Consider the following 24,667-nt stretch of genomic DNA (forward strand, 5'->3'; position numbering starts at 1 on the left):
GAGCATATTTTGAAAAAATAAGTGGTGATCGCTCAGGGATTCGAACCCTGGACCTATTGATTAAAAGTCAATTGCTCTACCAGCTGAGCTAAGCGATCACTGCGCGTTTGCGCCAACTTATTTTGAAAATTTCCTTGATGAAAAACATACATTTTTCTCAAAAAAACTCTTTTTGTGATCTTTTAGCTCGACTGATTAAAAGAGGCTAATAATGGAATATTATGGAACTTGACGAAACACAAAAAACGGTCTATAATCATTGATATCATTGACTATTCGCGTTTCAAGAGGTTTCACATGGTTTCAGACGATAATACCATTTTTGGTACCCCAAATGGTACCCCAAAACAAAAAAGTGGTACCCTGAATAATATTGCTTGTAATGAGCTTAGCATAAAGGCGATCAAGCCTAAAGCCAAACGAGTTGATTATTGGTTCAATGATCATCCTGGTTTCGGATTAAGAGTGACACCAAAGGGGGCAAAAAGTTTTGTTTTTGTTTACAGGCTTGCGAACCGAAAATTTAGACTAACCATAGGTCGCTATCCCAGCATCAGTTTAAGAGAAGCGAGAAAGAAGTATGATGAAGCTCTTGATAGTGTCGAACTCGGAGTAAATCCAGTTTTGAAATACAAAAAAGCCAAATCTCGAAGGATAACTGTAAGTGAGGGAATAGATATTTACGAACAACATTGTCTAGCTAAAGGAAAAGTAAGAACCAAAGATGAAATCCGTGCAATAAGAAAGGATTTAGAGCCGCAATTTGGGTCAACCTTTCTCCAAGATATGGAGTCAGAGGATTTTGAAGATGTGATAATGAATGTGCTCGAACGTGGGGCTCCGCAACAAGCTAATCACTTATATGCTTACATGCACAGGATGTGTAAGGTTCTGATGCCAAGATACCTTAAACTGAACCCCATATCGGCACTTGAAAAACCTTCAAGAACTGGAAGGAGAACCAGAGCTTTAACTTTCACAGAAATTCATCAATTGTGGTACACCCTTCCCCAAACACCTATACAATTTCCTATTCAGCTTGCGTTGAAATTCATTTTGGTCACAATGCAGCGTGGTGTAGATGTTCGAACCATGACATTCGCTCAGTACAATCCTAAAGATGCAATATGGACTATTCCAGAGCCAAAGAACAAGAGGGAGTGGCGTGTTCCACTCAATAAATATGGAGTTAATGTTCTTGAAGCAATGAAGCTAATTAGACCAGGATTCGACAAACCGTTTTTGACGGAAACTGGTGAGGAAATGGGTAAGGATACACTTGCTCAGAGTATTAACAAACAAAGAGATATATTAAATATGAGTCATTTTACACCTCATGACCTAAGGCGAACTGCAGCCACCATCATTACTTCTTTGGGTTGTCCTCCGAATTGGGCCGCACTAATGCTCAATCATACCGATAATTCGGTAACCAGTATTTATGACCAATACGGTTATGATTACGAAAAGAGACTAGCAGCTAATGTTTTGGAATTTGCGTTAGACAATATCCTGAGATACAAAAACGCTGATCAAGTTCCCAGCCTTGATGAGATGCGTGAGTTAGTCAAGAAGGCCAACATACTTCAGAGATAAACCATCTGTCTCGATTGCCAATAGTTAATCAAATGACTGAAGTTTCAATTTAGTTTTCCGCGATTTCATTTCAGCTTACCTTAAGCCCGATTATCCAACCAGGTTTGAATGTCGCTTACCCTCCAGCCCTTGATCTTCCCTTTTATGGTCTTCATTTCCGGAAAGGTTCCTTCAATTCTCATGCGGTACCTTTCAGTCCTTGATAGTCCCGTTAATTGTTCAACGGTCTTTTCATCCAAAAACCCATTGAGCTCAATCATCAATGTAGCTACGACTCTTGAGTGATCGGCTTCGGATAGAAGTGGAATGATGGTATTGTCGTTTGGCATTTGTACGTCTCCTTGTTCACGTTTGGTTGGGTTTTAGTCAGTATCCTTTTAAAATCTTCATTAGGTTCTGTTCTGATATGATCATTTTCCGCATGGCTTTATGTAACCGCCATCCGTGTTTGTGCCCCTTGGCCCACTTTTCAACCATTGTTTTTGTAAGCCTTCGGCTTGGATACATCTCATTCCAGCCCCATGACTGAAGCTGTTGAAATGCAGATTCAATATCGTAGTTCCGAGAGATTGATTGTGTTGCAATAGGGTTGGTACCTGAGAGAACATTAAAGTCCTTCATCGTTGCTTTTCCTCCTAAAAAACAAGCTAAGATGATAGCTGCCTAAGTCATTGAAGTAAAACCATTTCTTAGAGGTCGATCCTCTTAGACGTAATGTCTGTGCATTTAAGTAGAGTTACTTTAACCTTAGATTACTTTGCAGCTATAACTAAGATCAAAACAATTCGAGCTGACCTGACAATTGTTTGTCAATATATGTAAGGTGTGCCAGGTCATTGTAGATGTGATTGTGCTTCAAGCTTATATTGGTGTGGACATCACAACAAGGCTCTTGTTTAATCAGACCCTCTTCTAGTCGATATCTATGTAAGGAGAAAGCTAGTTTTCTATATCCGCTGATGTTTTTGTTTAAGGATGAAATGACTTCTTCTTTTAAGGCTTTAAGTTTCGGATCATTGCCGTAAAGCTTACCAATTTCATCTCTCCTGTACCCTTTATAACCAGAAGCGTGAACCAACTTCCATATCTGTTTGATTGATAGTACATCTCCTCCTAAGGCATAATACCAAGGGTGGCCAGAATCATAACTCATGTGTTACTCCTAAAAAGGAGACAAGGGCTAGAAGCCCCTGTCCCAAGTTTTCCTACATAAAACCTTAGTCTTGATAATTGATTTCAAACGTTCTTAAAGTCGTTTTTCCATCAATATCTGGTAACACAGGAATTGCGGTATTGGCCCATGAGATGTAATGAATGTCGCTCTCTTTGGCTTTTTGAAGCCAGCCGCGAGTAATCTCAATGGTTTCCTTGTCCCGGGTCTGCCTTCCATTTGCGTCTATCTTAAAGAATGCTTTTTCTTGTATCAGACGATGTGTGGGTCTGTTTTCCGGGTTTGTGTTTTCACTATTCTCAGTCATGCTATTTCCTTTCTATTTAAGTTGACCGATGGGGCTATGCCCTAGACTGAACCTTCAAATCGTACTCATCTTCAAAAGACAAATTCGAGTTTTCGGGTTCTTTGCATCTCATGATGCAACCTTTGAAGAGCTCACTTGGTGCTTATAAGTGAAGGTCTATATTCCATATTGGGTCAGAACGTCGTTCCAATCCGATCCTCGTTTGAGCGGACTGTGTCGTTCAACCGTGCCTGTGAAAGATGTGGCACTGATTACCTGCTTCAATCGTTTAGCTAAACGATCTCCACCTTCATCGTTATCAACGATCAGTAAGACTCTTTGAATCCACGAAAGCTCAGTGACAAGTCGCTGTATTATTTCTGCTTGCTTTAATGAGAATCCACCGCACGTTGCAGCATAAAAGGCTGAGTTCAGCTCATGATGCATGATCTGGTAACTCATGGCGTCGATAGGAGTTTCTGCAATCGCCAATGTGTCATCGCTTAAAAATCTGTTTGATCGCCAAAGCGTCTTCACACTTCCCTTAATGAAAAGGTGGGTGTTTTCATCAATGAGTTCAAGGCCACATGCTTCACCTTTTTTCAAGTGTGGAAAGACAACATTTCCGAACCGATCACGAAATACTCGCCCTTTAAAACGTTCAGATTGAAGGTCTACATCCTTAATTCCCCTTTTGCGGAGATAGGGGTGGCTTCCCAATGGCATACATGCCTTGAATAACCTTTGGATTCGATTAGGGTCATGGATTCCCCTTTTAGTAATCGAACTAAATCTCTTTGGTATAAGTGAGGGTATGCCAACCCATCTTTCCAGCTCTTTTCCAATTTCATATAAAGACTTGTCAGTCCGATTTTTTATGAAGTCGATAATTGTTCCGTTGTCGCTATCATCATAAACAGAGAAATAAATCCAGACATCTCCTGGCCTTGATATCACAATCTTATCCTTGCCCTTTTGAGACATGACCCAAGAGGTGCCTGTGCTCTTTTTTTTGTCGAGCTCATAGCCTAGTGTATAAGCATATTGAGGAAGGTGAACCTCTTCCTTTATTTTAGAAAAATCAACTTTGTTACCCATGATGAATCCCCCCGCTCTCATTTGAAACAATTGAGCGAAATCCATCAAATGTGACGATTAAATGGTCAAGAAGAGAAATTCTCATCATCTCACCCAGAGACTTAAATCTCTCAGTTAAGCTGATATCTGCTTGGCTTGGCTCAAGGTTACCAGACGGATGGTTATGAGCTAAGATGATGCCGTTGGCTCTTCTCTTTAATGCCGTCGCAAATACAACACGGGGATCAATAATGGCTTCGGTCATCCCCCCGAATGAAAGGGACACTAAGGACATTACCCTCATTTGGCGATCGAGTAATAAGAGTTTACTCTCTTCTATGTTGTCAATTTGATCCTTATCCCAGGAGTTATATAGGATGTTGAATGCATCATTTGCACACTGGACTTTTGGGCGATCTTTCACCTTCATCTTGTTACGATAAACTAGGCGTACTTCTTCAAATTTTGTGAGTAGTTCGTTCATTGGTGGTCTTTCAAAATGGTGTTAAAAAAGTGGGAAAGCCCTCAGGGACAAGGACTTTCCCTAGGTTTGGCGGTGACAAAGAACTTAGGCGGGTTCTACGACTGCTGGTTTAGTGGATTTAGTTGACTTGTTTTTAGTTTCGGATTTGGGAGTATTAGACTGTTCTGGAGTCTTTTCCTTTTTCAAAACGGCGTGATAAGCGAAGATTGTCGAGGCTGTTTGCTTATAGCCTTCCGGTGTATCGAAAGGCTTGGTGCTGTCTTCACCTTTGAAATATGCCCAATCACCTTTCTTAAAACTCTTGGTTAGTTCAAAGGCTTCGTTAAGGTTACTGGAAACCATAACATTGAAGTAATTGGTATTTGTCTTAATCTCACCATCAACTTCATACTGTTTGTTACTGGCAATTCTGACTTTGACATATTTACCGTCTCCTACAATTTCAGGGTCTCTAGTAAGTCGACCAGATTTCATTGTAATATTGGTATCAGCAAATAATTGCGATTGAGAATCATTTGCGTCATCGGACTGTGGGTTTGGTTTGGTTTGCATAGATTTTCCTTTCATGCGGTAAGGGTTGTTGATCTCACTCAAGCAATTCTTGAGGAGGTATTTCATGACGCACCAATAGAGTGCTCGACTCTTGGCTTAGAGCGTCATGAAAATTCGTTAGTAGTGTGGAGGTATTTTTTAGAAAGTAGATTTAGAGAGATGGATTATCGAACACTTTGGCCGCTACGTGAAGCCATGGTGATCATATCCAAGGTATCTAGTTTTTGTCCCTCTAGAAGATGCTCAATTACATCATCAGCATATTCATCGACTGCATTGTCCCAATCAATATGATCGTCATTGCTTAGCTCTTTAACAATGTCCAAGACATTAGCGGCTTTAGCACAAATTGTATAAACCGTGGTGTCTTCGTGGTGCTGATTGATGACTTCATCGATCTGATCCATTTGGTCTGGATTTTGAAAAAGGCGGTTAGACATTCTATCCACCATTTCTCGGTAAAAGAGTTGACTATTACTCATTACACTTCCCCTGTTTTTATAGATAGTTTTTTGAAATGGGGGCGTTAGAAATCTCCCCCGTTGTTCTTATATGATATGACAAAACTTTGAGATATGTCAAGAAAAAATTATCGCATAAGTTGTGAAGCCAATTAATATTTGGCTGAAAAGCTTATGATTTGCGGGGATTCTGTACAACCAGAAATAGTGGCAGGGACACCACACAATGGATAATTCATGCGGGGGAATTACGTCAGAAAAGGGATGTCCCTTGCCTATGTCATCTTTAGATTAACTGGTAGGGAAGACAAGTATTATTGCTTAACTACACACAAGAGTATTAATCGACATAAACATTCTTCCATTCAATAACTTTTTCTCTACCTCGACGATCTATTTCTGTTTTGGCAGGAACTCTTTTGAATTTCCTGTGGAGGCGATGGCCTATAGGTTTGTAAACCTCTTTGCTATTAAAGCTGGAGTCGTAGGCTTTGGAAGCAATTGGATATGCATTTCGTAAGCCGAAGTTGGAATTCATGATTTTCGCAACTTCATCTATCGACGTTTCATTGCTTAGCCAACTCCTGTAAGATTCTGGTGACAAGATCAAGGGCATCTCTTTGCCCATGGGCTGCATACGTTGGTCTGCAGGAGCCATAAGAACGCAGGAAGAAGTCAAAGGCAGATCATACTTATTTGGTTTGAAGCAATCAAAAACAGCCGCAAGACCGAATAAGTGTGTTTCCTCAAGGAAACAAAGAAATGGCGCATCATCATGCCAAGTCAGGTAATAGCTTGCCGGGACTATGCAACGCTGTGTTCTAATCGGTTTGCGTAGCGCTCTTTTCTGAAGAATTTTGTTGGTAGTGGCGGTTGCAGTGTTCTGTGGAAGGTTACTAGAGCTCCACCATTCTGGGACGAGGCCCCAGCGCATATACTTAAGTTTTGCACCTGGAAAGCCCGCTATTACTGGTAGGGAAGAAAAAGGATTTGCATTATAGAACTTATTGACCGGCCTTAAAGAATTCATACTTCCAATCCAATTCAGGAAATGGTCTTTAATCGCCTGTTCATTAAGTGCTAATCCTATTCGCTACATAAAAGTGAAAATACTAATAATTTTAGTAATTCTAATTAAGAAAGGCTCTTGATAGTTCTTAATAAGGTTTTTCTTGAAATGCGTCGATATTTAATATAAGACTTAACTTATTATTTAATTGTATATTTATAATATATATATTATAAGTTAATATTAATTTTATAACCTAAAGCTTATTAAAATGAAATACTGGGAAAAGAAATTGATACGTGAGCAGCTTGATAAGCAATTGTCAGGAACAAACCTGTCGTCATTTCCATCACGTAAGAGCTGGATTAAAGTCATTCGCGAAGCTTTAGGTATGACCCAAAGTCAACTTGCTCAGAGGATGGGTATCTCTCAGCCTCGCGTTATTCAGTTAGAAAAGGCTGAGCCGGATGGAAACCTAAAACTCTCCACAATGGAAAATGTGGCAGAAGGATTGGGGATGAAATTCGTCTATGGATTCATCAGTAAGGAAAGCTTGGAAACCATGGTTCGTGAGCAAGCCATGAAAATAGCTATGCAGCGCATGGGTCGCTTGGATCGTACAATGAGCTTGGAACAGCAAGGCCTTAGCGATGAAGATAAAAAAGCGGCGCTGGAAGATATGGTTGATCGGATTTTATTAGAGGAAGAAAAAGAACTATGGACGACCAATTAATCTTTTCTGAGCCAGAAGGAGCAACCCCTCTTGATCCTGATGAGATTGAGGGGTTACTTCTATCCCACATTCAGACGAAGGCTGAATTAAACCGGTGGGAACAGGACAACATTAATCAAGCTTACACCTGGCTAGAAAGAAGGCGTAACAAAAAGGATGTCATTAGCGAAGAGTTTGTCTTCAAGCTTCATGAAAAGATGTTTGATAAGGTTTGGAGGTGGGCTGGCAATACGCGATTGAGTGACAGAAATATTGGTGTTGATTATCCAAGAATTCGAATTGAACTAGCTCAATTATTGGGTGATGTCCAATACTGGGTTGCGAATGAAACCTATCCTCCTGATGAAATTGCCGCGAGGTTTCATCACAAACTGGTATGGATACATATATTCCCCAATGGTAATGGACGTCACTCAAGGCTTGCTGCTGATACACTACTTGTTGATGTCCTAGGTCAAGAGCCCTTTAGTTGGGGGGATGGAGATTTATATAAGGATGGAGAGATACGCCAAATATATATAGCTGCTTTACGGGCGGCGGATCAACACGATTACGATCCTCTGCTCGCCTTTGTTCGATCTTAGGCAATAGGATTGCATCCGAGCCCTTCTGAGCTCGCCGGTAGCATATAAAGTTTCGTTCGTTGCAACAGAAACAATTAGCAATTTATTTCACACCCTTAAAAAAATCTTCGAGGGAAAGATTGTGAGCATCAACAATACGTAAGAGGGTACTAACCTTGAAGTCGTGTCCCTCTTCCAGTCTCCAATATTGCTTTCCTTGAAAGTCGTGTTTGATGGCAAACTTTTCATAGCTGGTATATCCATTTTCAATTCTTAAGTCTTTTATACGCTTGGCAATTGCCAGTATTCGATCATCTTTTTTTACGTCATCCATGACCGACAAAGTCTGGAATTTATAAGTCAAATATTACGTCATGCATGACGTACTAATGACTATGATTCAGTATATTTACGTCATAAATGACGCACTAAGATTCATCTGTTATGAAAAATTTCCAAATAACGCTTTTATATCTGATTTCATTAGTCAGCATTTTTCTTTCAAATGTGTCTCTTGCACAAGCTGAAATCGAAAACATGTATGATGAGAATTCAGAGCAAACCATCTTTCGTCAAGCTGGGGATTACTCGCAAAAACATGATGTTGTAACAATCGCTGTTTTGAGAGGAACTCATGAGCGAGAGCTGTATGATAGAGTCGTGGCTGTCCTCAGCAGCAAACTTGATTCTCTTCAGGTGCCACATAAGTTCTTTCAGAAGTACCATAATAAGCCAGGAACAGGGTTCGACTATTTTATTGAAAATGATATGAATGGTTCATTTGACGCAAATGAATTTTACGCGTTACTGCCGCATATCCAGAGACGATTTAAGAAAGAATACCCAAATTAATTTAGTCCAGGGAAATTTGATACGCTTATTGTTGTCTTTGCATGTTGGTCAATTTTGTTTTCTTCGATAACTTCATCCGCTTTAGCCGCAACTTCTTCATCATTAACAATCGTTGCTGATCGGTGAAGGGTCTTGCTCCCTACTTCTTGATCTAGTGCCCGAATTGCTGTGACCTTAGCTTCATCAGAAAGAGAGCTGTCTTTTCCGATTATTTCTAATTGTTGTTTTGTGGCAAGTACTTGATCTTCCCTTGCTCGGAAATTCTTATGGTCTGCCTCCATAATGAGGAAGGCCGTATCGAGATCGTCTACCTTCTGGATTGTTTTTTCCCTAACGTCATGTAAATGCGCGATTACTTCTACATCTGTGGCATCATGAGAAACTTCGATTCCTGCTTTTTGGAATGCAGCATAAGCCGCGTCCCTGTCCATATTTCCGCCATCTTCAAAGTTGCAGAACACATCATCGATATCATTTAGGATTTCTGAGTTTAAGTCCCATTCATCTCTATTTTGTTCCATTTCAGTTTCAAGCTCTTTGATGACAGTTCGTAAAGCGTTGAGCTCTGCATTCAATCGTTCCATCAAGGCATCGTAGGCTTCTTGTGCTTGCGTAATTGTATGCAGCAGCTCCGCATAGCGTTCATTCTTCTTACGCTCAGATTTTTCATTGTGCGGATTGTTTTCTGCTTGATCATGAGCAAGTGGAATCGCTCCAATTTCTTCCAAGTCACCTTTTAGTGCATGGTTATGAAAATGCTCTTTTCTTCTTTGTTCTTCAGTAACTTGATCCATAGCCCACTACTGATAGTTGTCATATCGTCCCTATTATTCTGCCATAGATTGGTAAAAATTCAGTTAAGGAAAAGAATGGTTTAGGAATTTTTCAGATGGCTAGTAGAGGTGATATCTGTGGAGTTTATCAAATAACGGCTCTTTTTGATTTTCTTTGAATTGACCTAAGGGATTTAGATTTTAAATTGCTGTTATGTAAACGGTTGATATGAAGAAGTCAGATATTAAGTTTTATAATGATGTATTAATAAATGCAGACCTTGAATTTCTAAAATACCAAATCAAGAAAAGAGGGGTCAATTTGATTTCAGATTCAGGACTTCAGAAACTGATTGATGACTCTGAGGCCTACGTTACTCTTCCGGCGGATGCTCCGGTGTTTAATACCACATTAAAGCCGATATTGGTGCTGTACTCCTTATCCGATGCCCTGCGCATGCTCTGGATGAAGCGGAAAGAGTTTGGAGTTCAGCTATCGGCCATGAATACTGGCAGTTACGCTTATGGAGTTCCTGATGTAGGACATGATCACAATTTTAAAGACTTTGAATTTGAGGTTTACTCGGCAGCATACCTTAATGAATATGGAGTTGAGGCAACACTTCCTCAGAATACTGATGGTAATGATATTTTCTATAAGAACTTGGAGGTTCAATGCAAGCATCCTAATGGTCTTACAAGAGATAAGGTAGATAAATTCCTACGTGAGTTTCAACGCTCTCTACAAAACCGTCAAACCTATGGAGTTTTTGGGATTGCTTTAGATGATTATCTTGAATTTGATGACGATACGTTTCCCACTGATCCAACTGCTTACCATCAAGCCTATCACACTGCTCTACAAAATCATGATACGATTTTGCAGGAAGTTTTTGACTCAACGCTGCCACATTGCCCACGGGTTTTAGGTGTCTTTTCGGTAAACACCTACTTTTCGTTTACCTCAAGTGCAGGTTTGGTGTTAAACAAAACATCGAATTCAGTATTTTGTCAACGACCCAATGCCAAAGCTGTGCAAGAAGAATTGCAAATTCAGGCTTATGAGATCTTATCTGTTTTTAACCCGAAGCCATCGATCAGGACGTATTAGTAGGGTTTTTAGTAACTCATTATTACTTCTTGAATTTACGTAGCTAATATGCTTTGTTTTTTGAGCATCGTGGTAAATCCCACGTGTGGGGACTGCAAACCTCTTTAGCAAGGGTGCCCGAAACTGTTCGGTATTTCTTCGCCTTTTGTGACATCAAAGATGATCCTCCGGTTTCGGCCGGATGGTAAGGAAATGTCCAGGGCAAACGCCTAAATACCTACACCTTCGCTCTTGCAGGGTCTTTGCAGCATCCGGCCACCATCGGCCAAAATTTTACAGTAAAGAGGATTGAATGTCAGGAAACGCAAAAAAAGGAGTTTCAGAAATTGATAGGATTATTGGTAACAATATAAGAATGCAAAGAGACCATGTGGATTTCAGCGCTGAGTATTTAGGCTCAATCCTTGGAGTAAGTTATCAGCAGGTTATAAAATATGAAAAATGTATGAATAAGCTTTCGGCCGCTCAAATACCCATTCTTGCATGTATCCTGGAAGTTCCCGTTATGAGTATATATGAAGGAGTAAATTTGGATATGCTGGATGAATATTGTGAAGGCAGATTACTAACTCATATTAAGAATGGTGCCTTTGATATCCTCTAGGCTAGAGAATCATCCTTATTAATAATCGATCTAATTGTTGACTACGATCAATCTATTGTACGTAACGTTTAGTAAAATATTAGTATCTTTTGCTGGTTTACACCAATTTAACCACATATGATTTTTTTAGAAGCCAACCACCTAGAAAACTTTCGGGCCTTTTGGCATTTGTGCTATTATTTCCCCAAGTCAAGGGATGAATTCTATTCTGCCAAGTTGCTAGATTTTAAGAATGGTGAAGAGGAGGCGATCCAATTTTGGATTGATTGGGTTGAGCATGATTTTATCAATGAAATTTATGATACAATACGTTTTGGATTAATTGTAAGAGTGTTGGGTCATGATGAATTAGAAGTCACGGAAGACAAGCCTTTAGATCAAATAGGAGAAATAATTGCTGATGTTAAGGGTTCTTTATATGAACCAAAAGTGCTTGGAAAGAAGAGAGCTAATAAGAAACTGTCTTTTACTGTGGGCATTGAAGAAAGGCAGGCGGCAATGGAAGACAATTATTATTTAGCGGATGAAGAATTCCAAGATTATGCAGATAATGTGTTGATAATTGATGATATTAAAACGTCTGGGACAAGTCTGTTGGCTGTCCAGGAGACGCTATTGGAAGCTGGGTTTTCAGGGAGAATATACGGGTTTTCACTAGGGCTTACTGAAGGATCAGACTTAACAAAAAATGATGATATTGAGGTTCCGGAATTAGATGATGAGTTATAAAGGGTCAAGTTGGATCATAGCCTTGTTGAATATTCGAGGTATTGGAAGAAAAACAGCATGGGAGTTGGTAAGTAATGTGACCGATCCTGAAGCTGTGGATTTGGAGGAGCTAATAAACCGTAATAAGGAAAAGTTAAGAACAAAGGAATTCTCTTACAATTGGATAGTAGAGGCTGAGGATCGAAGGGATCAAATTTTGGAACAATCCGATGACCACGGTATTAGATGGACAACGATTATTGATGATGACTATCCATCTTCCTTGAAACAAACAACAGACCCTCCATTGGTTCTTTACTACAAAGGGAATATTGATCTTTTGAATGAAAAGAGGGGTGTTGCTATTATTGGTACTCGAAAGCCTACTCCTCATGGGTTGGAAATAGGAAAAAGACTAGGTACAAGGTTTGCCGAGGAGGATTTCAACGTCGTAAGCGGACTGGCTATTGGATGCGATACAGCAGGTCACGAAGGGGCTTTAGCTGGCTCTGGATATACAACGGCCGTCTTAGCGCAGCCTCTTGATAAAATATACCCTAAGGATAATCGACCCTTAGCAGAAAGGATATTATCTCATAATGGGGTGTTGGTCAGTGAATATGCATTTGGTTCAAGAACTGGAAGAAGTGCATTTGTAGAGCGGGATAGAATTCAGGCTGGTTTATCAATGGCCACAGTTGTTGTTGAAACTGATGTAAAGGGCGGAACGATGCACACGGTCGGATTTACACTGGATTATAACCGTTTGCTATTTGCCTACTACAATTCTCAAAAACAAGGATATCACGATAATACTCAAACCAAAGGAAATCAGCTTCTGATAAGTGAAGAGAAAGCAATTCGCTTGTCAAGCGAAGAGGACATTTTGAACGCAGCTAGAATGATTAGAAACAGGATGGCTCACCAAGTTGAAGCCATTAGCCAAAAAAAATCCGATGGTAATACGGATAGTAAGGGCCAGTATAACTTGAAATTTTAATGAATTTGCTTTTTGACTTGGACAACACACTGATCAATTCAGAAAAAGCGAGGCAGTTAAGGACGGGACGACAGTGGGCAAAGGTGTATGCTCAAATCCCAAATTTTGATCCATATGATGATTTGATAGATACCCTAATCGATGTAAACAATAAACATCCTATATACATTATAACTTCTAGCCCAGGAAGCTATGCACAGAGAGTGTGCTCGGCATGGAATATTCCTCATCAAGGCCTCACAGCATATCACGACACGGCTAACCACAAACCGCACCCTCAACCTTTTAGCTATACGCTTGAGCGTTATGGCTTAGATCCTGATGAATGCATTTCTTTTGGTGATGATGTGAAGGATATTGTAGCCTCTCAAAAAGCCGGAATTAGATCCGTAGCTTGCCTGTGGGGTGCCGTTGATGTTAAAACATTGGTTGAAGCAAAGGCTGACCACATTCTAAATACAGTAGAAGAGTTAAGGCCTTTTTTGCAATCTTTGGAGTAATTCGGTGGCTTGCTTGGTATATTTAGCAACGCTTCTTATATTTGCTTGAGATTTCAAGCAAACCAACAAATAATGAGCACTACTGAATATGGTCAATATTTCAAAGCACTACGAGAATCCAAGGGATTAACGCTGAGGAATGTTGAAAAAATCACGGATATATCCAATGCCTATTTAAGTCAATTAGAATCCGGAAAGGTTAAACAACCCTCTCCAAATAATTTATACAAACTCTCTGAGGCTTATGAGGTGCCCTACGAGACCCTCATGGGGAAAGTGGGCTATCCGATACCAAATGGAGGAGACACGTCCTCTGAAAGATCAAAAAGCGCAGAAGTGAGCAATAAGCTTGGTGAGATTTCAAGCGATGAAGAAATCGAACTCCTTCAATATCTAAAATTCATTAGAAACAGAAAGTGAACTGGTCATACTCTGGATATCGCCAATTTAAGAAATGCAACCGTCAATGGTACTATAGCAATATTGTAGCGCATCAGGCGGCCAAAGAGCCGTTCAGAAAAGAAGTTACGATACTATCAAAGCTAAAGACGATAGATGCTTGGCGAGGAGACATTGTAGATCAGGTTATAAGCCAGACCATAATTAATAAGATCCGGAAAGACGAAGGGTTGGATGAAGATAACCTTTTGTGGAGGGCTGATAGGGTTTTTGAAGAGCAGTATGATTTTGCTTTGAAGAAGAAGTATAGAGAGGAGAACTTGGTTCTATCGGAGTATGAATATTATTCAGCCCTAATTGATCTGGATAATGATCGAGGCATCGACCAGGAAACTTTAGACAGAGCTCGGATGGATATTCATCAGTCGCTCAAGAATTTTTTAGATAAAACAGATCTTATTGACTATTTACGATCTGCATCACAATGGCTCACACAGCGGGATATTCAATATCCATTTAGCAGGTTCAGAGCCAAGGGTCGTCCAGATTTAATTGTCTTTTTTGAAGATGAGCCTCCTCATATTTTTGATTGGAAGGTTCACACCTTTGCAACCAAGACATATCAAGACCAACTCCTTTCCTATGCTTTTGCTTTAAACAAAGCAAATGAGATCAAGCCGCACAAGGACTTCCCAAGCAATTTATCGGCGTTTACCGTTTTGGATTATCGTCTCACAGAATTTCAGTTGTTAATCGATGAGGTTCGAGATTACACCATATCTGAAGAGGACATTAATGAAACTGAAAACGAAATTGCTAGTGGCCTGATGGCAATGTACCGAGTTGGTGCCAATAAGAAATATGATGAGTGTTCGTCAGAGGATTTTCCAACGGCTCATAACCCATCATCGTGTGAGAAATGTCAGTTCAAATCAATTTGTAAACAATAGGAGTATGAGAAAAGAGACAAACGTATTTCCGATCAACAATTTAGGTTCATTATCCGCCAACTACCGTCTATTTGAAATTGTGGGACTGAGGAGTACCGGCGATGAATATGACGCAAATATTCAATACATCACCAAGAAACTGTCTTTTTCATTGAGACATCCTGTTATTGTCATTCATAGAGATGGTAAGCCCTATTTGGTAGTCAAAGATGAAGCTGAAGCTATAGGTGCAATACCAAGCGAAGGATTCGAGGCGAAGCGGGGCGAATTTGCGTACTTCAAGGATATCGAAGAGACTAGATATATTGATTTCGAGTCAACCGATGAATCTGAAAAACAGATTATTTTAAGATTCTTACAATTTGACCTTTCAGGGGAAATCAGGAAAGACGATAGACTGTGGCAGCCACGTACGGGGGATGCATTTTTCAGTAAGGAGGATCACAGTAAAGATGGTGACAAGGTGGTTATTTACAATGGGTTTTATGCACGAATTGTAGAGCTTCCAGGCGGTGGATACGGCGTAGCTGTAGACATTACAAAAAAGTATCTTGCCAAGAGATCGTTGCGGGCTCGACTTTCATTAGATGAATTCAATCGTCTGAAGCGTCAAAAGAAGAAACTCATCTATAAATATGGTAAAACCTGGTTTGAAATTAGACCTGATGAGCTCAGTCCTGTTGATATTTCTAAGTATAAATTTAAGAGACCGTCAGATACCACTAGCCTGACTCTGCTTGAGGATATTAAGCAGGTCTACAATGGTACGATGCCCCCTCATTTGGCCAAGCTTCCAGATAGTGCATCAGTACTGGTTTACAGAAATAGAAATGGTGACATGCAATCTAAGGGTGCTCCAGCTGCCATGTGCTATGTGACTTTTGATACGGAAGATTATGAGGTCAAGAAGCTTCACCGGAACTCGATTATTGCACCATTCAAGCGGAGGCGTCTAAGCCGTATGGCAGTAAAAAAATACTTTGGCAAACTGAAGTTTGGAACTACTCCAATAAAATTCGATTTGGAACCAGTAACGCTTGAGTTAGATGTCTTCAAAATGCCTGACCTTGAATTCAATAATGATGTAATTCTGGGATGTGAGCATACAGAGAGAGCGAATATAGAGGTAAAAAAGAGGGAGATTGGTGAGCATAGGAAGAGACTGTTAACGACTGACAATGTGGGCGTTTTTACCAATGGCATCTTTGAGCGTCAGTACATTGTAATTCCAGAGTCTATTTATAACAGCTTCGCCAATGAAACTTACTTTTTAAGAGACCTGTCGGCGGTTGTTGACCAAATGCATCCTACCGATACTGGCTGGAAGCCGATTGTGGTCCCGTACGATGATAGGAACGAACAAAATGCTTTAGAGATAGGCTTTGAAATCATCAATGCCCTAGGAAAGAACATTTCAATGAATAACCGTTCATATGCAGTTGTGATTTTGCCTAGTCACATGCAGAGAGATAAACGGATGCATGATGAAACTGCTGCATTGGTCGTTTCGGAAGCACTAAATGAATACAACGTGATGGCAAGTATTATGCACACCAAGACTTTGGAGATGTGCTTTAGCCATCGGGACGTAAATGGTGAGGCGGAGTATTTCATTAAGCATGATCGCGATAATAAGTTTAAAAGGCTGTATGAGAGATACCTATTTGGTGTGGCATTAAACCAGGTACTTCTAAACAATGAAAGATGGCCTTTCATACTGGCTGAGCCATTGCATGCGGATTTGGTCATTGGGATTGATGTTAAGGAACATGTTGCAGGTTTTACTTTCATCGATAAGCATTCGAAAAATATTCTGACCACTTGGGATAAATCACAGAACAAGGAAAAGCTTACGAAGGATCAGGTCCATCGAATTCTTGTGCAGCATATAAAAACGTTCGCTGAGGATGCAACCGAAGAATTGAAAAATATTACTTTCCACAGGGATGGGCGAATTTTCAGGAGCGAGGTAGATGGGATCAGTGAAGCAATCAGGCACCTAAAAGGTGAAGGATTACTGGCCGAGAGCCTTGAGGTTAGTATTGTTGAAATCCCAAAGAGCTCGAAAATATCCTTCAGAATATTTGAAGTCCAAGAGGAATACGACGTATTGGCAACCTTTAAGGATAATCATAAGGTTAAGAACCCATCAGTTGGAACGTATGTGATAATGAACTCTAACGAGGGTTATGTATGCACGACAGGGAAGGAGTTTAGACGCAATGGTACCTCAAAACCTTTATTTGTAAAATACTTTGAGGGAGCAATGTCCTTTGAACACATAATGGAGGACATATATCGCTTGTCATGTCTCACGTACACCAAGCCAGATGACTGCGCCCGAAATCCTATCACAATTAGTATGACTGATCGGAGAATTAATCTAATGGGCAGCAAATACGATGAACAAAAATATGATCTTTTAAAAACCGTAAATAACTAATAGTCAAATGAGTGATTCAGGATTGAATGCCAATATCTATTATTTAACAAGTAAATATCTTGGGTTGATCAATGATTTTGTGATTGCCATACAAGAAAACTCAGAGGTCTTGCCTACTGAAAAGCGCCAAGAGATTGAAACGCTAATTGTGAGCCTTCAGGATGAAGATATTATTGATACTCGAATTCAAACTTTAAGCATCATAATTGAAAGTGAATTGCGTAAAAGGAGATTATCGCCACCTAAGTTTTATCAGGCATTAAGTGAAGATTTGAATAAGGAAAAGTATGAGGCTTTGGCAAAAAACCTCAATCATGTAATTGATGCACTCGACAATGAATATACAGATGCATTGGCTAAAATGAAGGAAGTATGATGGTGGACTACATAGATGGTGCCATCATGGAGAATATTCAGAAATCGAGGGTTCTGAAGAGCAAATTTCCAAGTGCCAAGAAGTCGAGTCTTTATTTTGAATCTTTAGTTTCTAAAGCGACCTTAGAAATTGAGTCCACTATTCAGGATTTAGTAGGATTACTACATGATCAGGATTATTCTAAGCCAGCCAATTTAAGACGAAAGTTTAGCAAGTTTAAAGCCATTCTTAGTAAGCTTCATGTTTTGGAGAACGTTATCGTTGCCGCCATTAGCAGAAGACATGACGACGATGATTTTGCGAACAAGCTCATGAGAGAGATATGTTCAGAAATCGAGTACCCTACACAAACCCCTGTTGTGTCTTGTCTTTCGCAACATTACTATCGGATATTGCCGTATTACAATTTGGTTTGTATGCCTTTGTTGGAGAGTGATTTTTTGCTACACCTACCAGACCTGTATCATGAAATTTGTCACCCGCTGATTTCCGTAGATAACCCTAAAACTGAGGTTATAAAATCAAGTCGTGGCAAGTTAAATCGAGATGTAAAAAGGCACTTCAATGTGGAAATTGGACGGTTGCAAAAAAACCAGTTTGATAATTCTGAATTTTTAAGAACCTATTACGTGTGGCGTGATAGTTGGATTGATAAATGGTCTGAGGAGCTTTTTTGTGACTTGTTTGCAACGCTTACCCTTGGGCCAGCTTATGTCTGGAGCAACTTACATATGTGTGCGAAGATGGATTGGAACTTGTTCAAAATCCCCTTACTTCAAAAATCCTCACACCCGCCGGCCGGTGCAAGGATGCAGGCGATGTTTTATGGGCTTGATTTGATCGGGTTCAATGAGGAGCGAAAGAAAATTTCTATTAAGTGGGAAGAGTTTATTCAGGTTATAGGTGCTGCACCAGAGCCGGAATATCATATTGCATTGCCTGACAGTTTTCTTAAAAAATCTGCCGAGTATGCTTTGGAAGGTGTTAAGGGGTTGGGCTGCACGCTGGCTTCGGAAAATCAAGATGCCATAATCATCAAGACTCTAAATGAAGCTTGGAAAAGCTTTTGGCGTAGTCCAATGGGTTTTGTGGATACTGAAGAGAGGATTATGAAAGAACTTAAAAAGAATCTGTAGTTGGTTGATTCGAATGAAAATATCGCTTTCGAATTTGTTCGAGATACAAGTAATTCAGTGTTCATCACAGGAAGAGCAGGAACGGGTAAATCTACGTTGCTCAAAAGAATAGTCGATGAAACAGAAAAGAACGTTATCGTACTCGCCCCAACTGGTATTGCTGCATTGAATGTGGCTGGTGCTACTATTCATTCATTCTTTCAGCTCCCGCACAGAACGCTTTTAATCCGGGATAAGGGGATCAAGGCATTTTGGGTAAGTTCTGAAAAGAGGAAGATCATCCGCTCTGTAGACACCATCATCATTGATGAAGTTTCTATGGTTCGAGCTGATGTAATGGATGCAATTGACTATTCATTGCGCATTAATTCAGGGAATCCTCACCTTCCATTCGGAGGGAAGCAAATGGTTTTTGTTGGAGACCTATTTCAACTTGAACCAATTGTTAAGGAGCAGAGTGAAAAATCTTATCTCAAGCAGACCTATGGAGGTCCCTATTTTTTTAATGCTCATGCATTCGAAGAACTAAGCGTAGTAAGCGTCGAGTTAAAAAATGTATATCGACAAAGTGATATGAGCTTCGTTGAAATACTCGATAAAATAAGGGATGGCAGGTTTCAAAGAGATGATCTTGATAAAATCAATGCCAGGGTGATTGATAATGCCAGTGCTCCTGATCGAGCCATAACGTTAACTACTCGGGTGGATGCTTCAGAAAACCTTAATAAAAATAGACTTGACCAACTATCGGGAGAAACGAAAACATACCAAGCTGTTGTCAGTGGAAGTTTTGATCAATCAATATCACCTGCCGACAATAAGCTTACTCTCAAGATTGGCGCACAGGTGATGTTTACCAAGAACGATTCTGAGGGTAGATGGGTCAATGGCACTTTGGGTCGTGTGGTGAAATTAGAAGAGACACAGATTGAGGTGCAATTAAAAAATGGACTTTCTCACAAGGTTGAAAGAGAAATTTGGGACAGTACAAAATACATTTTAGACAGCCAAGCTGAAAGTATCGCTACAGAAAAAACGGGAAGCTACAAGCAGTTTCCGGTAAAGTTGGCGTGGGCCATTACGATCCACAAAAGCCAGGGTATGACATTTGAAGACTTAGTATTGGATTTGGGAGAAGGAGCTTTTGCTAACGGACAAACTTATGTTGCCCTGAGTCGGGTAAGAGCTTTAACAGGCCTGTTTCTAAGCCGTCCAATTCAACAAAGAGATATCCTGGTTGACAGATCGCTTGATGAGATGTGGAACGTGTTCGAACGGGATGAATTGGAAAGTAGGCTAAAGGCGTCCAAAAGTGAGAGCGAGATGAGAAGAGGACGCGGTTTTGTTAGTCTTGGTAATTACTACCTCATGCATGCATTGTCATGTGCTAAGGCTGGATATTGGGGTGAATGCACTGAGTATTTCAAAAATGCCTTTAGTGTATTGCCATCTGATAGTTTTATTGAAAAGAGTCAGGATTACATCACCATGTTACGTGCTGCTAGTGGTATTATTTCCCAGGAGCCTAACCAGCCGGTAAATGTTGTTCAGCAGTTTTCATATGGTATTATCTACTTTCTGGATCATAAATATGGTGAAGCAAAGAAGATCTTTATCAAGGTACTAGAGAAAAAACTGAATGCATTGGTGCTATGCTTATTGGGCCAGTGTCTTCTTGAGGAAAAGCAATATGGCGGTTCGTTGGATTGCATTAACAAATCAATTGAAATTTCACCGTCTTCTCGATCCTACTACTTAAGAGCTTTCATATACGATCCGAAGATTAATCGAAATGAAGATGAAGTTGTCCGAAGCAAGAAATTGTTCATAGAAAATTTGATTTCCGCTTTTAGTGAAGATTTTAGAAATATTGATGCTTTTACAGGTGTTTCCAATTTTGTTATGAATGAGGGGATTGTAATTGAGCGCCTCCCAGATTTAAATAAGTATCGCGAAGAACTACAGAAAACAGAGATAGATACTAGTTTCCTAGATGGCATAAATCAATTGCTACGCAAGAACAAGTCAAAACTCATCCGTATCGCTCAAATTGAGGAGGATGAGAGTGAGAATCTGCAAGACGACTGGGATAACGATGATTCAGATTCATTCGATTTATCAGATGTAAGTGAAGAAGAGCTCTTTGAAGATGAGCTAGACTATTTTGATGAGGATGACTATTAATTTCTTAAGGTCAGATTCAGCAAGATAGAACATGCCTTCCCAGGTGATCCGAAAGACCTTTGTGCAAAAAAAGAAAGCGTAGATGACAAACGAAATTGAAATTAAAGGTGCAAGGACACACAACTTAAAAAACATTGATGTATCTATCCCAAACACAAATTAGTGGCCTTTTCGTATACTCCTCTTTCGTTGTGACCTTCATTGTCAATTAATCTATAATGCAAAAATTTCTGAATGCTGCCAGAAAGGCTTTTCCTACTTTGCTATTTTTTGGCAAAAGGAATTTAGCCAATTAAACGTGTAATTGCGACGAATCTCTGATTTGTATTTAGGGTCTATTTACCATGTTCTCAAGAAGTTTGATTTTTAGTTTTTGCTGGACTCACTGGTAAAGATTTGTTATAACATAACTCAGAACCTAGGAGTATTTTTCAAGCATTACCTTGCTCTCCAGCTTCTCATTTTTCATTTCTCAACAGAACGAATACAGCGCCAATGTTAACGATTACGGTTTCGCATAACGCCGATGGCGCTAAGCGATATTTCACAGATGGCCTGTCCAAAGAAGGTAACTACTACCTTGATCAGCAGATCAAGGCACGCTGGGCAGGCAATACAAGTAAAAGATTAGGATTAGAGGGAATGGAAGTCACCGAAGAGGTGTTTTCCAGGCTCGTTAATAACCTTGCTCCCTATGCTGAGGATCAAACGCTGACACCACGAACTTCTCAAAATAGACGTGCAGGAGTTGACCTAACATTTTCAGCGCCTAAGAGTGTTTCCCTGCTCTATTCACTTACCAAAAATCCTAAGGTTTTAGAGCTGCATCAACAAGCCTATAACAAGGCAATGCGTGAGGTTGAAAGACTCATGTATACTCAAAGCAATACTAGGTATGCTAGAGGGTTTGTTCATACAGGAAATATAGCCTATGCAGCATTTGATCACTTCTTAAGTCGACCTGTAGAGAAGGTAATAGACGGTAAGGTTGTCCATATCTCTGATCCTCAATTACACACTCATTGCTTTCTTCCTAATATAACTTGGAATGAAAAAGCAAGACGTTATCAGTCGTTGGAAATCTATGGTATGCACATGAACTCCGATTACATCCGTTCGGTGTATCACTCAGAATTAAGCAGGGGCCTTGAAAGGTCGGGGTTTCAAACAGAACGTCATCGATCATTCTTTGAACTTGCTGGAGTCTCAAGAGATCTGATTGAGCGTTTCTCATTAAGAAGTCAGGAAATAAATAAAATCTCGAAGGAAAAGGTGCTTTCCGCTCAGCAAAAAGGAGAGCTAGGAAAGAAAACCAGAAACAGCAAGGGTGATCAGTCCCTCAGTGATCAGCAGCTATATAATCACTGGTTAAGCAGGCTAACGGATGAAGAGTTTCATGATTTAAACACATTAAAGGGTAAAGAATTCGAAAGGCCTCCTCCACTCGAGGTTAAGACGGCGATAGACCGGGCGATGGAGCATGTTTTCGAGCGCAACTCCGTTGAAAATCAAAAGAAGGTCATCGCTTACGCCGCCGCCCTTGGATATGGACATCTCAGTATTGATCAGATTGCAAAAGAGCTTCTCTCAAGGGAGAACATTCTCCATTCTCAGTACAACACCATAGAGAATATTACGACGGTTGAACTTGTCCACGAAGAAGATCGAATGATCGATTTGGTAACCTCCGGAAAAGGTAAATTCCCTGCTCTTAATAGGAATTATGAAATAAAGCTCGATTTTCTCAACTCTCAGCAGCGCAAGGCCATTGAGGAAATGTTGAGTACAACTGATCAAACATTCATCTTGAGAGGTGCCGCCGGAACAGGTAAATCAACGATATTTTCTATTGTCAATGACGCCCTTCTACAAACTGGAAGGTCACTGATTGCTATTGCTCCATCCACTCAGGCCGCTCAGGTTCTGGCTCAGAAAGGTTTAGAAAGCTATACCATGGCTAAACTGCTAAATGATCCCAAAGTCCAGAAGAAATTGCAGAACAATGTGCTTCTGATAGATGAAGCGGGAATGGTTGGCGTCAAAAATATGGCGAAGCTTCTAGAGCTTACCAGTAAGTACCAAACCCGAACCATACTAAGTGGCGATACTAAACAACACGGGCCACCAGCGCAATACGGTGATGCTCTGAAAATCTTAGAAAAGCAAAGTCGTTTGCAGGTCTGTGCTGTTAATAAAATAGAGAGACAACGCAATGCACCACCTTATCAATCAGCAGTTCAAGATATTGCTAAAGGTAGGCTTATTGAAGGCTATGAGAAATTAGAGCATCAAGGGGCTATCATTGAAATTATTGATCATGAAAAGAGGATAGAGAGACTGGTGGAAGAATTTGACCGCCTTCACGCTCTAAAGCATTCTACATTGATCGTTTCACCAACTCACCTTGAAGGTGATAAGATTAACAATGAAGTAAGACGCCTCTGGAAGAAAAACAAAAAGCTTCACGGAAAGGATAAAACTTTTGAAGTACTAAGGGATGCAACACTAACTCAAGGAGAAAAGAAAGATCACCTAAACTATCAAAGAGGACAGGTGATAAGGTTTACCAAGAACCAGGTAGGTGGGTTTAAGGCCGGCTCTCATCATGAGGTGGTTGAAATATCCAGGAGCGGAAAAATCGCGATACGTGATCTAAAGACTGGTACTACTTCTCAACTTCCATACGGCAGCCCAGAATTCTATAATGTGTATACTAAACATAGCATCCCTTTAGCTAGGGGAGATCGCATTCGACTGACGAATAATGCAACAACTCTGCAAGGGACGAAGATGGCGAATGGGACTAGTTATACAGTTAAGGGGTTTAGTGAGCAAGGCATTGAGCTAAGCAACAACAAAACAATTCCAGATGACTTGTTTCATTTCAGACATGGATACTGTGATACTAGTCATAGCTCTCAAGGTAAGGATGCTCATACTGTTTTGGTTTCCATGAGTGACTTATCTCAGGGTGGTGTTAATGAGCAATCTTTTTACGTCGGGGTGTCTAGAGGAACGAGGCAGATCAAGTTGTATACCTCTGATAAGGACTCACTGAAAAAATCAATTCTGCGGTCAGCAGATCGGATGAGCGCTGGTGAAGTCGCCAAGGCTGCGCATCTCAAATTACTAATGCAAAAGCAGCGAGCTTACCACAACGAGTTAACCCAGGAAGCTATGAATGAACGAGACAAAAGAGAACACGCACCTTCGCGGAGCATTCCCCAAGACCATACAAGCTGGTAATGGCAATTCGCCCATTGCTGATCTAAACAAGCACAGGAAATCGAGCCAGCTCTTTGCAGTAGCTTCAAAAGGTCAAATTGCAAGTTGCTTTAAGGTGATTACCCGCTATGGAAGGTCTTACTCAATCAAGTATGCCCATTTACCCCATGTGGTTCTTGAAGGTAGTGAGCTCTATATCATACTATATGATTTGCAAGTACTCATTACTGGTAGGGGACTGGAAGTTATTGAGGAGGCCATTGCAAAATCGACCTTGTTTTGGGTCAAGGAATCCCCTTCAGGCAAGGATGATGAAAAATCCAGTGTATTTATTGATGGCATCCAAGTGAAAGGTTCAGTTCATAGGCTGATAGGAAAGTTTGAAAGGTTCAAGGATGACCAATGATACCATGCTCTCGATCAAGTTGAACAGCATCTAAAACATGTAATGGATTCCTCCTCTTTATTCTTGAA

General features: G+C 40.3%; 28 protein-coding genes and 1 tRNA gene. 17 read left to right on the forward strand and 12 right to left on the reverse strand.

Annotated elements, in window-relative coordinates:
* Positions 1 to 22 precede the first annotated feature (22 nt).
* Positions 23 to 98: transfer RNA gene (locus RIC88_RS11970), tRNA-Lys, on the reverse strand.
* 199 nt (positions 99 to 297) lie between these two features.
* On the opposite strand from RIC88_RS11970, the gene RIC88_RS11975 reads away from it, so the two are divergent.
* Positions 298 to 1,596, forward strand: a complete 1,299-nt coding sequence (locus tag RIC88_RS11975) for a tyrosine-type recombinase/integrase (RefSeq protein WP_350217768.1) — start codon at positions 298 to 300, stop codon at positions 1,594 to 1,596.
* A gap of 80 nt (positions 1,597 to 1,676) precedes the next feature.
* Here the strand turns inward: RIC88_RS11975 and RIC88_RS11980 are convergent, their stop codons facing one another.
* From RIC88_RS11980 to RIC88_RS12020, 9 genes are all read right to left on the reverse strand, one after another.
* The gene (locus RIC88_RS11980) at positions 1,677 to 1,925 is read right to left on the reverse strand and encodes a helix-turn-helix transcriptional regulator (protein ID WP_350217769.1); all 249 of its coding nucleotides are present in this window, start codon (positions 1,923 to 1,925) and stop codon (positions 1,677 to 1,679) included.
* A gap of 37 nt (positions 1,926 to 1,962) precedes the next feature.
* Entirely contained in the window at positions 1,963 to 2,217 is a 255-nt protein-coding gene (locus RIC88_RS11985; protein WP_350217770.1) for a hypothetical protein, read from the reverse strand.
* A gap of 154 nt (positions 2,218 to 2,371) precedes the next feature.
* Complete coding sequence (locus RIC88_RS11990) at positions 2,372 to 2,749, reverse strand: hypothetical protein (RefSeq protein WP_350217771.1); 378 nt, start codon at positions 2,747 to 2,749, stop codon at positions 2,372 to 2,374.
* Between the two features lie 64 nt (positions 2,750 to 2,813).
* Positions 2,814 to 3,074, reverse strand: a complete 261-nt coding sequence (locus RIC88_RS11995) for a hypothetical protein (protein WP_350217772.1) — start codon at positions 3,072 to 3,074, stop codon at positions 2,814 to 2,816.
* A gap of 156 nt (positions 3,075 to 3,230) precedes the next feature.
* A complete protein-coding gene (locus RIC88_RS12000; RefSeq protein ID WP_350217773.1) occupies positions 3,231 to 4,172 on the reverse strand; it encodes a toprim domain-containing protein in 942 nt (313 codons plus the stop codon).
* Entirely contained in the window at positions 4,144 to 4,614 is a 471-nt protein-coding gene (locus RIC88_RS12005; RefSeq protein ID WP_350217774.1) for a JAB domain-containing protein, read from the reverse strand. Before RIC88_RS12005 ends, RIC88_RS12000 begins: the two co-directional genes overlap by 29 nt.
* Before the next feature lie 84 nt (positions 4,615 to 4,698).
* On the reverse strand, positions 4,699 to 5,232 hold the full coding sequence (locus RIC88_RS12010) for a single-stranded DNA-binding protein (protein ID WP_350217775.1): 534 nt from the start codon (positions 5,230 to 5,232) through the stop codon (positions 4,699 to 4,701).
* 98 nt (positions 5,233 to 5,330) lie between these two features.
* Positions 5,331 to 5,648 (reverse strand): hypothetical protein, encoded by a 318-nt coding sequence (locus RIC88_RS12015; protein WP_350217776.1) that lies wholly within the window; start codon positions 5,646 to 5,648, stop codon positions 5,331 to 5,333.
* A 319-nt stretch (positions 5,649 to 5,967) separates the two neighbouring features.
* Positions 5,968 to 6,717, reverse strand: coding sequence for an SOS response-associated peptidase family protein (locus RIC88_RS12020; RefSeq protein WP_350217926.1), 750 nt, complete (start codon positions 6,715 to 6,717; stop codon positions 5,968 to 5,970).
* A gap of 190 nt (positions 6,718 to 6,907) precedes the next feature.
* Here RIC88_RS12020 and RIC88_RS12025 point away from each other — a divergent pair, with 190 nt between their 5' ends.
* Both RIC88_RS12025 and RIC88_RS12030 read left to right on the forward strand, forming a co-directional pair.
* Positions 6,908 to 7,369, forward strand: a complete 462-nt coding sequence (locus RIC88_RS12025; protein WP_350217777.1) for a mobile mystery protein A — start codon at positions 6,908 to 6,910, stop codon at positions 7,367 to 7,369.
* Complete coding sequence (locus tag RIC88_RS12030) at positions 7,354 to 7,953, forward strand: mobile mystery protein B (protein ID WP_350217778.1); 600 nt, start codon at positions 7,354 to 7,356, stop codon at positions 7,951 to 7,953. The genes RIC88_RS12025 and RIC88_RS12030 overlap by 16 nt, the downstream gene beginning before the upstream one ends.
* Before the next feature lie 82 nt (positions 7,954 to 8,035).
* On the opposite strand, the gene RIC88_RS12035 is transcribed toward RIC88_RS12030, so the two are convergent.
* The gene (locus RIC88_RS12035; protein WP_350217779.1) at positions 8,036 to 8,266 is read right to left on the reverse strand and encodes an XRE family transcriptional regulator; all 231 of its coding nucleotides are present in this window, start codon (positions 8,264 to 8,266) and stop codon (positions 8,036 to 8,038) included.
* A 110-nt stretch (positions 8,267 to 8,376) separates the two neighbouring features.
* Between RIC88_RS12035 and RIC88_RS12040 the strand changes: the two genes are divergently transcribed.
* On the forward strand, positions 8,377 to 8,784 hold the full coding sequence (locus RIC88_RS12040) for a hypothetical protein (protein ID WP_350217780.1): 408 nt from the start codon (positions 8,377 to 8,379) through the stop codon (positions 8,782 to 8,784).
* On the opposite strand, the gene RIC88_RS12045 is transcribed toward RIC88_RS12040, so the two are convergent.
* Positions 8,781 to 9,578: a hypothetical protein gene (locus RIC88_RS12045; protein WP_350217781.1), complete on the reverse strand. Its 798-nt coding sequence runs from the start codon at positions 9,576 to 9,578 to the stop codon at positions 8,781 to 8,783. The two genes, RIC88_RS12040 and RIC88_RS12045, sit on opposite strands and share 4 nt — an antisense overlap.
* A 208-nt stretch (positions 9,579 to 9,786) precedes the next feature.
* Here RIC88_RS12045 and RIC88_RS12050 point away from each other — a divergent pair, with 208 nt between their 5' ends.
* The 13 genes from RIC88_RS12050 to RIC88_RS12110 all read left to right on the forward strand — a co-directional run bounded on the left by RIC88_RS12050 (position 9,787) and on the right by RIC88_RS12110 (position 24,599).
* Positions 9,787 to 10,668, forward strand: coding sequence for a hypothetical protein (locus RIC88_RS12050; RefSeq protein ID WP_350217782.1), 882 nt, complete (start codon positions 9,787 to 9,789; stop codon positions 10,666 to 10,668).
* Between the two features lie 292 nt (positions 10,669 to 10,960).
* Entirely contained in the window at positions 10,961 to 11,272 is a 312-nt protein-coding gene (locus RIC88_RS12055; RefSeq protein ID WP_350217783.1) for a helix-turn-helix domain-containing protein, read from the forward strand.
* Positions 11,273 to 11,389: 117 nt separating this feature from the next.
* The gene (locus RIC88_RS12060) at positions 11,390 to 12,001 is read left to right on the forward strand and encodes a hypothetical protein (protein ID WP_350217784.1); all 612 of its coding nucleotides are present in this window, start codon (positions 11,390 to 11,392) and stop codon (positions 11,999 to 12,001) included.
* Positions 11,991 to 12,980, forward strand: coding sequence for a DNA-processing protein DprA (locus RIC88_RS12065; protein WP_350217785.1), 990 nt, complete (start codon positions 11,991 to 11,993; stop codon positions 12,978 to 12,980). Before RIC88_RS12060 ends, RIC88_RS12065 begins: the two co-directional genes overlap by 11 nt.
* The gene (locus RIC88_RS12070) at positions 12,980 to 13,480 is read left to right on the forward strand and encodes an HAD family hydrolase (protein ID WP_350217786.1); all 501 of its coding nucleotides are present in this window, start codon (positions 12,980 to 12,982) and stop codon (positions 13,478 to 13,480) included. Before RIC88_RS12065 ends, RIC88_RS12070 begins: the two co-directional genes overlap by 1 nt.
* Positions 13,481 to 13,552: 72 nt before the next feature.
* On the forward strand, positions 13,553 to 13,900 hold the full coding sequence (locus tag RIC88_RS12075; RefSeq protein ID WP_350217787.1) for a helix-turn-helix domain-containing protein: 348 nt from the start codon (positions 13,553 to 13,555) through the stop codon (positions 13,898 to 13,900).
* Positions 13,897 to 14,829 carry a PD-(D/E)XK nuclease family protein gene (locus RIC88_RS12080; protein ID WP_350217788.1) on the forward strand — a complete coding sequence of 311 codons (933 nt, stop codon included), beginning with the start codon at positions 13,897 to 13,899 and terminating at the stop codon, positions 14,827 to 14,829. Before RIC88_RS12075 ends, RIC88_RS12080 begins: the two co-directional genes overlap by 4 nt.
* A 4-nt stretch (positions 14,830 to 14,833) precedes the next feature.
* Complete coding sequence (locus tag RIC88_RS12085; protein WP_350217789.1) at positions 14,834 to 17,272, forward strand: argonaute/piwi family protein; 2,439 nt, start codon at positions 14,834 to 14,836, stop codon at positions 17,270 to 17,272.
* A gap of 7 nt (positions 17,273 to 17,279) precedes the next feature.
* Positions 17,280 to 17,648, forward strand: a complete 369-nt coding sequence (locus RIC88_RS12090) for a hypothetical protein (protein WP_350217790.1) — start codon at positions 17,280 to 17,282, stop codon at positions 17,646 to 17,648.
* A complete protein-coding gene (locus RIC88_RS12095) occupies positions 17,645 to 18,784 on the forward strand; it encodes a hypothetical protein (RefSeq protein WP_350217791.1) in 1,140 nt (379 codons plus the stop codon). The genes RIC88_RS12090 and RIC88_RS12095 overlap by 4 nt, the downstream gene beginning before the upstream one ends.
* On the forward strand, positions 18,785 to 20,968 hold the full coding sequence (locus tag RIC88_RS12100; protein WP_350217792.1) for an AAA family ATPase: 2,184 nt from the start codon (positions 18,785 to 18,787) through the stop codon (positions 20,966 to 20,968).
* Between the two features lie 495 nt (positions 20,969 to 21,463).
* Complete coding sequence (gene mobF, locus RIC88_RS12105; protein ID WP_350217793.1) at positions 21,464 to 24,214, forward strand: MobF family relaxase; 2,751 nt, start codon at positions 21,464 to 21,466, stop codon at positions 24,212 to 24,214.
* On the forward strand, positions 24,150 to 24,599 hold the full coding sequence (locus tag RIC88_RS12110) for a hypothetical protein (protein ID WP_350217794.1): 450 nt from the start codon (positions 24,150 to 24,152) through the stop codon (positions 24,597 to 24,599). The genes mobF and RIC88_RS12110 overlap by 65 nt, the downstream gene beginning before the upstream one ends.
* Positions 24,600 to 24,667 lie beyond the last annotated feature (68 nt).

Origin of the sequence: Ekhidna sp. (assembly GCF_040220215.1) — a bacterium.
Lineage (GTDB): Bacteria > Bacteroidota > Bacteroidia > Cytophagales > Cyclobacteriaceae > Ekhidna.